At 74.5% G+C, this 8,111-nt stretch carries 8 protein-coding genes and 1 pseudogene; 5 read left to right on the forward strand and 4 right to left on the reverse strand.

Annotated features, from left to right (window positions below):
• A pseudogene (locus B7767_RS48565) lies at positions 1-138 on the reverse strand (glycosyltransferase); the annotation flags it as partial.
• 104 nt (positions 139-242) lie between these two features.
• Here B7767_RS48565 and B7767_RS32625 point away from each other — a divergent pair.
• Together B7767_RS32625 and B7767_RS32630 are read left to right on the forward strand one after the other, a co-directional pair.
• Positions 243-953 carry a response regulator transcription factor gene (locus tag B7767_RS32625; protein ID WP_085575272.1) on the forward strand — a complete coding sequence of 237 codons (711 nt, stop codon included), beginning with the start codon at positions 243-245 and terminating at the stop codon, positions 951-953.
• A gap of 3 nt (positions 954-956) precedes the next feature.
• On the forward strand, positions 957-2,069 hold the full coding sequence (locus B7767_RS32630) for a sensor histidine kinase KdpD (RefSeq protein ID WP_085575273.1): 1,113 nt from the start codon (positions 957-959) through the stop codon (positions 2,067-2,069).
• 90 nt (positions 2,070-2,159) lie between these two features.
• Here the strand turns inward: B7767_RS32630 and B7767_RS32635 are convergent, their stop codons facing one another.
• The 3 genes from B7767_RS32635 to B7767_RS32645 all read right to left on the reverse strand — a co-directional run bounded on the left by B7767_RS32635 (position 2,160) and on the right by B7767_RS32645 (position 5,480).
• Positions 2,160-3,161 carry an NAD(P)-dependent oxidoreductase gene (locus B7767_RS32635; protein ID WP_085575274.1) on the reverse strand — a complete coding sequence of 334 codons (1,002 nt, stop codon included), beginning with the start codon at positions 3,159-3,161 and terminating at the stop codon, positions 2,160-2,162.
• A 139-nt stretch (positions 3,162-3,300) separates the two neighbouring features.
• The gene (locus B7767_RS32640) at positions 3,301-4,752 is read right to left on the reverse strand and encodes a cell wall metabolism sensor histidine kinase WalK (protein WP_085575275.1); all 1,452 of its coding nucleotides are present in this window, start codon (positions 4,750-4,752) and stop codon (positions 3,301-3,303) included.
• A gap of 38 nt (positions 4,753-4,790) precedes the next feature.
• Entirely contained in the window at positions 4,791-5,480 is a 690-nt protein-coding gene (locus B7767_RS32645) for a response regulator transcription factor (RefSeq protein WP_179167375.1), read from the reverse strand.
• Positions 5,481-5,629: 149 nt separating this feature from the next.
• On the opposite strand from B7767_RS32645, the gene B7767_RS32650 reads away from it, so the two are divergent.
• The 3 genes from B7767_RS32650 to B7767_RS32660 all read left to right on the forward strand — a co-directional run.
• Positions 5,630-6,970 (forward strand): ferric reductase-like transmembrane domain-containing protein, encoded by a 1,341-nt coding sequence (locus B7767_RS32650; RefSeq protein ID WP_085575277.1) that lies wholly within the window; start codon positions 5,630-5,632, stop codon positions 6,968-6,970.
• Positions 6,971-6,998: 28 nt separating this feature from the next.
• Complete coding sequence (locus tag B7767_RS32655; RefSeq protein WP_085575278.1) at positions 6,999-7,397, forward strand: FMN-binding protein; 399 nt, start codon at positions 6,999-7,001, stop codon at positions 7,395-7,397.
• A gap of 1 nt (position 7,398) precedes the next feature.
• The coding region (locus B7767_RS32660; protein WP_085575279.1) for an FAD:protein FMN transferase at positions 7,399-8,111 on the forward strand (713 nt) is incomplete at its 3' end.

The raw sequence follows: 8,111 nt of genomic DNA on the forward strand, positions 1-8,111 counted from the left end.
GACGAGGGCGCGCCAGCCCGGCGGGACGCGCTCCAGCACCCACGGCAGCGCCGCGGCCTCGTCGAGACAGGGGAGGACGACGTCCACGGACGGCGGGCCCGGATCCGGGGCGGGGGAGGAGGAGGTCACGGCTCTCACCCTACGAACGCGAAACGGGCATACCGGTCATCGACTCCTTACGGAACGCGGACGTCGGCGGCCGGCCCGCACCGCTCGCGCGCGCGTGGTGCGAGGCTGGCCGCATGGAGCAGCGACCACCGAACGCCGAGACCGGGGCCCGGGTCCTCGTCGTGGACGACGACCCCACCGTCGCCGAGATCGTCACCGGCTACCTCGACCGCGCCGGATACGTCGTCGACCGGGCCGGTGACGGCCCCGACGCGCTCGCCCGCGCGGCGGCCCACTGGCCGGACCTCGTCGTCCTCGACCTGATGCTGCCCGGCATGGACGGTCTGGAGGTGTGCCGCAGGATGCGCGGGCGCGGGCCCGTGCCGGTCATCATGCTCACCGCGCGGGGCGACGAGGACGACCGCATCCTCGGTCTGGAGGTCGGCGCCGACGACTACGTCACCAAGCCGTTCAGCCCGCGCGAACTCGTCCTGCGCGTCGAGTCCGTACTGCGCCGCACCCGCCCCGCCCCGGCCGCGTCGGGGCTGCTGCGGGCGGCCGGGCTGTCCGTCGACCCCGCCGCCCGCCGGGCCACCAAGAACGGCGTCGAACTCGCCCTCACCGTCCGCGAGTTCGACCTCCTAGCCTTCTTCCTGCGCCACCCCGGGAGGGTCTTCGCGCGGGAGGAGCTGATGCGGGAGGTGTGGGGCTGGGACTTCGGTGACCTGTCCACCGTGACCGTCCACGTGCGGCGGCTGCGCGGCAAGGTCGAGGACGATCCGGCACGGCCCCGGATCGTCCAGACCGTGTGGGGCGTCGGATACCGCTTCGACGGGGAGGGGTGAGCGATGCGCGACATGCTGCTCATCGCCCTGTTCGCCTTCCTCGGCGCCGCCGCGGCCGGTGTGCTCGGCGCGTGCGTGCTGCTGCTGATCCGGCGCCGGTCGCTGACCGCGCATCTAGCGGTCGTCGCCGGGGTCGCGGTGGCGGCGATGCTCGCGGGCACCCTCGCCGTCGCCCAGGCGATGTTCCTGTCGGCGCACGACCTGAGCGTGGTGACCACGGTCGTCGCCATGGCCGCCGTGGTCTCCACGGTCACCGCGCTGCTGCTGGGCCGCTGGGTCGTCGCACGCAGCCGCGAACTGGCGCTCGCCGCCCGCTCGTTCGGTGACGGCGGGGACTTCGCCGCGCCCGAGCGCCCGTCCACCGCCGAACTCGCCGCGCTCAGCCGCGAACTGGAGGCGACCAGCGTCAGACTGGCCGAGTCACGGAACCGCGAGCGTGCCCTGGAGTCCTCCCGGCGCGAACTCGTCGCCTGGATCTCCCACGACCTGCGCACCCCGCTCGCCGGACTGCGCGCGATGGCCGAGGCGCTGGAGGACGGCGTCGCCGCCGAACCCGACCGCTACCTCAGGCAGATCCGCACCGAGGTGGAACGCCTCAACGACATGGTCGGCGACCTCTTCGAACTCTCCCGCATCCACGCCGGCACGCTGACCCTCTCGCCCTCCCGGATCTCCCTGTACGACCTGATCGGCGACGCCCTCGCCGGCGCGCACCCGCTCGCCCGCGAGCACGGCGTACGGCTCGTCGGGGACCGGGTGGAGCCGGTGCCGGTGGAGGTGGACGGGCGGGAGATGAGCCGCGTACTGGGCAATCTGCTGGTCAACGCGATCCGCCGGACCCCGGCCGACGGCACGGTCGCCGTCGCCGCGCGGCGCTCCGAGGAGGGCGTGGTGGTGTCCGTGACCGACGGCTGCGGCGGCATCCCCGAGGAGGACCTGCCCCGCGTCTTCGACACCGGCTGGCGCGGCACCCACGCCCGCACCCCGCCGGCCGGCGCGGGCCTCGGCCTCGCCATCGTCCGCGGCATCGTCGAGGCCCACCGGGGCAGCACCACCGTCCGCAACGTCACCGGCGGCTGCCGCTTCGAGGTGACCCTTCCGGCGACGGGGCCCTGACCCGAAGCTCCTCTCACGACGGCCCGACGGCCACCCGCGCGGGTGCCGTGACCGTCCGGTGCGGCCGAAGCCGGCCCGCCCTCCCGCGTCTCAGTCGCCCCGCAGCCCCGCCGCCGCGAACTCCCGCATGCCGTCCGCGAAGCCGACCTCCGGTTCCCAGCCCAGCTCGGTCCGCAGGCGGGAGGAGTCCGCCGTGATGTGGCGGACGTCCCCCAGGCGGTACTCCCCGGTGACGACCGGGTCCGGACCGCCGTGCGCGACGGCCAGGGCGCGGGCCATCTCGCCGACCGTGTGCGGGGTGCCGCTGCCGGTGTTGTACGCGGTGAGCGCCCCGGCGGCCGGGTCCGCCGTCAGCGCGGCGACGTTCGCCGCCGCCACGTCCCGCACGTGCACGAAGTCCCGCCGCTGACCGCCGTCCTCGAAGACGCGCGGGGCCTCCCCGCGGGCCAGCGCCGAGCGGAAGAAGGAGGCGACGCCCGCGTACGGGGTGTCGCGTGGCATGCCGGGGCCGTACACGTTGTGGTAGCGCAGCGACACCGCCGAACCGCCCGTCGACCGGGCCCAGGCGGCGGCCAGGTGTTCCTGGGCCAGCTTGGTCGTGGCGTACACGTTGCGCGGGTCGGCCGGGGCGTCCTCACCGACCAGGCCCGGTTCGAGGTCCGTCCCGCACACCGGGCAGACGGGCTCGAAGCGGCCGGCCACCAGGTCGGTGACGGCCCGCGGTCCGGGACGCACCACCCCGTGCCGGGCGCAGGCGTAGCGGCCCTCGCCGTACACCACCATCGACCCGGCCAGCACCAGTCGCTCCACCCCCGCCCGTGCCATCGCGGCCAGCAGCACCGCCGTACCCAGGTCGTTGCGGGAGACGTACTCCGGTGCGTCGGCGAAGGAGGTGCCGAGGCCGACCATCGCCGCCTGGTGGCAGACCGCGTCCACGTCGGACAGGGCCTCGCGCACCGCGCCGGGGGAGCGCACGTCCGCCGTCGGATCGGTGCGGACGTCGAAGACGACGGGCTCGTGCCCGCGCGCCCGCAGCGCCTCGGCGACATGGGACCCGATGAACCCGGCACCGCCGGTGACCAGTACGCGCATGCGTCCACGCTAGGCGCGGACCCTGCCGGACGACGGGGTCCGCGCCCGTGACGTCACGGGTCCGTAAGACCCGTCTCCGCCGGTCGCCCGGCGGTGAGCGGAGTTCGCGCGGGGCGGGTGGTGTCGCGCAGCCCGGCGCTCACGGGGTGCCGTCGCGCCCACCCGTGCCGCCCTGCGGCACGACTGCCCGCGGGTACGCCTCCAGCGGCAGCCGTACGGTGAACACCGTCGCCCCGGGACCGCCGCTCAGTTCGATGTCGCCGCCGTGCGCCCGTACGAGTGACCGGGCGACCGCGAGGCCCAGCCCGCTGCCGCCCCGGTCCCGGCTGCGGGCCTTGTCGACGCGGTAGAAGCGGTCGAAGACCCGCTCCCGGTCCTCCGCCGGGACACCGGGGCCCGCGTCGGCGACCCGCACCAGCGCCGAGCCGGCGGCGACGGAGACCGCCACGGACACCCGGGTACCGGCCGGGGTGTGCACGGCCGCGTTGGTGAGCAGGTTGTCCAGGACCTGCCGGACGCGCTGCGGGTCGAGCCGCAGCACCAGCGGGGCGGGCCCGGCCGTCACCGCCAGCGGATGTCCCGGATGGCCCGCCCGGAACGCGTCGGCGGCCTGCTGGACCAGCTCTCCCAGGTCCGTGTCCGCCGTCCGCAGCGGCGCCTCCACCTCCGCCGCGTCCAGCCGGGCGAGCAGCAGCAGATCGTCCAGGAGCACGCCCATCCGGGCCGCCTCCGCCCGCAGCCGGGCCAGGTGCCGCTCGCGTTCGGCGGGTTCGTTGGCGGCGGCGTACTGGAACAGGTCCGCGTAGCCGCGCACCGACATCAGCGGGGTGCGCAGTTCGTGCGAGGCGTCCGCGACGAACCGGCGCAGCCGCAGCTCCGCCTCCGCGCGCACCGCGAGGGAGTCGTCGATGTGCTCCAGCATCGTGTTGAACGCGGTGCGCAGCTCCGCCACCTCCAGGCCGCCGTCCCGGCCGTCCGCGCGCAGCGGCAGCCGGGCCGCCGACTCGGTCAGGTCGTGCGAGGCGATGCCGTGCGCGGTGTGCGCCATGTCGCTCAGCGGCTTCAGCCCGCGCCGCAGCATCCGCCGCCCGAACACCACCAGCGCCAGCAGTGCGAGCGCGAACACCACGACCTGCACGGTGATCAGCTGCCCGACGGTCTCCTCGATGTCCTCCACGGGCGCGGCGCTCACCAGCACCACCCCCGGTTCGACCTCGCAGCCGCGCAGCCGGTAGGTGCCCTCCCCGTCGATCCGCGCGGTGCGCGTCAGCTCGGTGTCGGAGTGCGCCATCGCCCGCGCGAGGTCGGCCAGGGCACGGGTGTCCTCGGGCACGTCGGAGGGCCTGCGCAGGGTGACCGCGTCGTCGGAGACGTCGTACACCGCCGTGTACCAGCCGTAGTACGGCTTGCGCCTGACCGTGCCGTGCGCCGCCGCGTCCTTGGCCTGCACGGCCTGGATCAGCTTGAGCTGGTCGCCGAGCTGCCGCTCCAGGTAGTCGTGCATGTACGTGGTGAGCGCGGTGCCGACGACCGCGAACACCGCAAGGGACAGCACCCCGAGGCCCAGCGCCAGCCGGGTGCCGAGGCGCATCCTCCGGTACGTGTCCCGCAGCCGCCGGAGAAACGCCGTCACCCGGCGGCCTGCCGGATCACGTACCCGAAGCCCCGCACGGTCTGGATCAGCGGCTCACCGGTGTCGTCCAGCTTGCGCCGCAGCCGGCTGACCACCAGTTCCACCACGTTGGAGCGGCCCCCGAAGCCGTACTCCCACACGTGGTCCAGGATCTGCGCCTTGGTGAGCACGGTCGGCGACCGGCGCATGAGGTAGCGCAGCACCTCGTACTCGGTCGGCGTCAGCGACAGCAGCCGCTCACCGCGCCGCACCTCGCGGGTGTCCTCGTCCATCGTCAGGTCCGCCACCCGCAGCACCGACCGCTGGAAACCCGGCCCCGCGCTGCGCCGCAGCACCGTCCGCAGCCGCGCCATCAGCTCCTCCACGGCGAACGGCTTGACCAGGTAGTCGTCCCCGCCCCGGGTCAGCCCCGCCACCCGGTCGGCGACCCCGTCCCGCGCGGTGAGGAACACCACCGGCACCATCGTCCCGGAGCGCCGCAGCCGGTCCAGGACGCCGAAGCCGTCGACGTCCGGCAGCATCAGGTCGAGCACCACGATGTCCGGGCGGAACTCGGCCGCGCGGCGCAGCGCCTCCTCCCCGGAGTTGGCGGTGACCGCGTCCCAGCCCTCGTAACGGGCGACGGTCGCGACCAGGTCGGCTATCGGCGGGTCGTCGTCCACGACGAGGAGTCGTACTTTTTCCACCCGCCCATACTGCGGCACACCGCTCCCGGCGCCAGAGGCGGTGCGCGATCGCACCTCGATCGATAAAAACCTGAAAGTCGACCGACAGGAGATCGACAGCGCCTGTGACCAAGCTCGGAGTCCCAGGACCCGATCAAGGAGTTTCCGGCGTGACAGCTGTCCAATCGCCTCCCGCACCCCCCACCGCGAGGCGACGCCCCAAGGCGGTGGCGCGCATCGGCCTGTACGGCCTGCTCGCCGCGAACGCGGCGGTGGTGGCCGCCTTCTTCGTCCAGGCGGGCTTCGGCGCGAACGCCCTCGTCGTGCTCGGCCGCCTCACCGGCCTGTACGCCGCCCTGCTGATGGCGTTCCAGCTGCTGCTGGTGGCCCGGCTGCCCTGGCTGGACCGCAGGATCGGCATGGACCGGCTCACCCTGTGGCACCGCTGGGTCGGCTTCGGACTGCTGTGGACGCTCCTCGGTCACGCCGTCTTCATCACCTTCGGCTACGCCGAGATGTCCTCCATGGACCCGGTGGACCAGCTCGTCGACCTCGCGGAGACCGTCGAGGGCGTGCTGCGCGCGGTCGTCGCGCTGGTGCTGATCCTGGTCGTCGGCGCGGTCTCGGCCCGCCGCGCGCGGCGCCGCCTCGCCTACGAGACCTGGCACTTCGTCCACCTGTACACCTACGTCGCCGTGGTGCTGGCCTTCACCCACCAGGTCGCCGTCGGATCCACCTTCACCGCCTCGGCCGCCGCCACGGCCTACTGGTACGGACTGTGGGGTGCGGCCCTCACCGCCGTGTTCGCCGGCCGGCTGGTCCTGCCGCTGTGGCGGAACCGGCGCCACCGGCTCCGGGTCACGGCCGTCGTGCCCGAGAGCGACGACGTGGTGTCCGTGTACATCACCGGCCGTGACCTGGACCGGCTGCCCGCCCGCGCCGGCCAGTTCTTCCTGTGGCGGTTCCTGACGAAGGACCGCTGGTGGCAGGCGAACCCGTTCTCCCTGTCCGCCGCGCCCGACGGCCGCACCCTGCGGCTCACCGCGAAGGCGGCCGGCGACGGCAGCGCGGCCCTGCGCCACCTCAGGCCCGGCACCCGGGTCTTCGCCGAGGGCCCCTACGGCGCCTTCACCACCCTGCACCGCACCCGCCCCGACGCCCTGCTCATCGCCGGCGGCGTCGGCGTCACCCCGATCCGGGCCCTGCTGGAGGAGCTGCACGGCCACGCCGTCGTCCTCTACCGCGTGAACACGGAGACCGACGCCGTACTCCACGACGAACTGCGCGAACTGGCCCTCGCCAAGGGCGCCGAACTGCACCTGGTGACCGGACCGCCCGTACCGGACCGGCTCGCCCCCGGTGAACTGTCCCGGCTCGTGCCCGACCTCACCGACCGGGACGTCTACGTCTGCGGCCCGCCCGGCATGACCGCCGCGGTCCTGCGCGGCCTGCGCGAACTGGGCGTACCGGGACGGCAGATCCACTACGAGCGCTTCAGCCTGGCCGGATGACGGACGCGGGCCGACCGAGGAGAACACCGTGAAACGAGCACTGCCCGTCCTGGTCCTGACCGTCGCCGGACTGATCCCGGTCTGGCGCCACACCCCGTCCGCCCCGGAGCCGGCGGTCGCCGAACCCGCGCCCGCCCCCTCGGTGTCCACCTCCCCGGGCGGCACCGCCCGGGTCGTCGCGGGCCCCACCGTCGACACGGAGAAGGGCCCCGTGCAGGTCGAGGTCACCCTCGACGGCGACCGCATCAGCGCGGTGCGGATGCTCCGGCAGCCGGACCATCCGCAGACCACGGCCGCCGTGCCGGTGCTGATCGAGGAGACGCTCCGGGCCCAGAGCGCCGACGTCGACACGGTCTCCGGCGCCACCGTCACCAGCGACGGCTACCGGGAGTCCCTGCAGGCCGCCCTCGACGCGCGGGACTCCTGACATGCGGCGCGTCGAACACGTCATGGGCTTCCCGGTGTCGCTGCGCGTCGACGACGAGGGGTTCGGGGAATCAGCGGTGGACGGCCTCTTCGCCTGGCTGCGCGAAGTCGACGCCCGCTTCAGCCCGTTCCGCGAGGACAGCGAGGTCTCCCGTCTGGACCGGGGCGAGCTGGCCCCGGACCGGCTCAGCACCGACCTCACCGAGGTCCTCGCCCTCTGCGAGCGGTACCGGACCGCCACCGGGGGCGCGTTCGACGTACGGCTGCCGGGCCGGCGCCTCGACCCGTGCGCGGTGGTGAAGGGCTGGTCGGTGCAGAAGGGCGCCGATCTGCTGCGGGCGGCGGGAGCGCGGCGGTTCTGCCTCAACGCCGGCGGTGACGTGGTCGCCGCCGGCGGGCCGTGGCGCGTGGGCGTACGGCACCCGGAACACGCCGGCCGGCTGTGCACCGCCCTGGAGCTGACCGACGGCGCGGTCGCGACCTCCGCGCGCTACGAACGCGGCGACCACATCATCGACGGCCGCACCGGCCGCCCGGCGACCGGCCTGCTCGCCCTGACGGTCACCGCCCCCACCCTGACGGAGGCGGACGCGGTCGCCACGGCGGCCTTCGCCCTGGGTCCGGAGGGCATCCCGTGGGCCGCCGCACGCCCCGGCTGCGAGGTGTTCGCCGTGACGGCGGACCGGCGGGGGGGGCGGGCCGCGGGGGTTTCCTC

The organism is Streptomyces sp. 13-12-16 (assembly GCF_002114215.1).
Taxonomy (GTDB): Bacteria; Actinomycetota; Actinomycetes; order Streptomycetales; family Streptomycetaceae; genus Streptomyces.

Bases quoted from the DNA above. Each gene is read 5' to 3' on its own strand.
- B7767_RS32625 (WP_085575272.1), top strand. From the start codon at position 243: ATGGAGCAGCGACCACCGAACGCCGAGACCGGGGCCCGGGTCCTCGTC.
- B7767_RS32630 (WP_085575273.1), top strand. From the start codon at position 957: ATGCGCGACATGCTGCTCATCGCCCTGTTCGCCTTCCTCGGCGCCGCC.
- B7767_RS32635 (WP_085575274.1), bottom strand. From the start codon at position 3,161: ATGCGCGTACTGGTCACCGGCGGTGCCGGGTTCATCGGGTCCCATGTC.
- B7767_RS32640 (WP_085575275.1), bottom strand. From the start codon at position 4,752: ATGCGCCTCGGCACCCGGCTGGCGCTGGGCCTCGGGGTGCTGTCCCTT.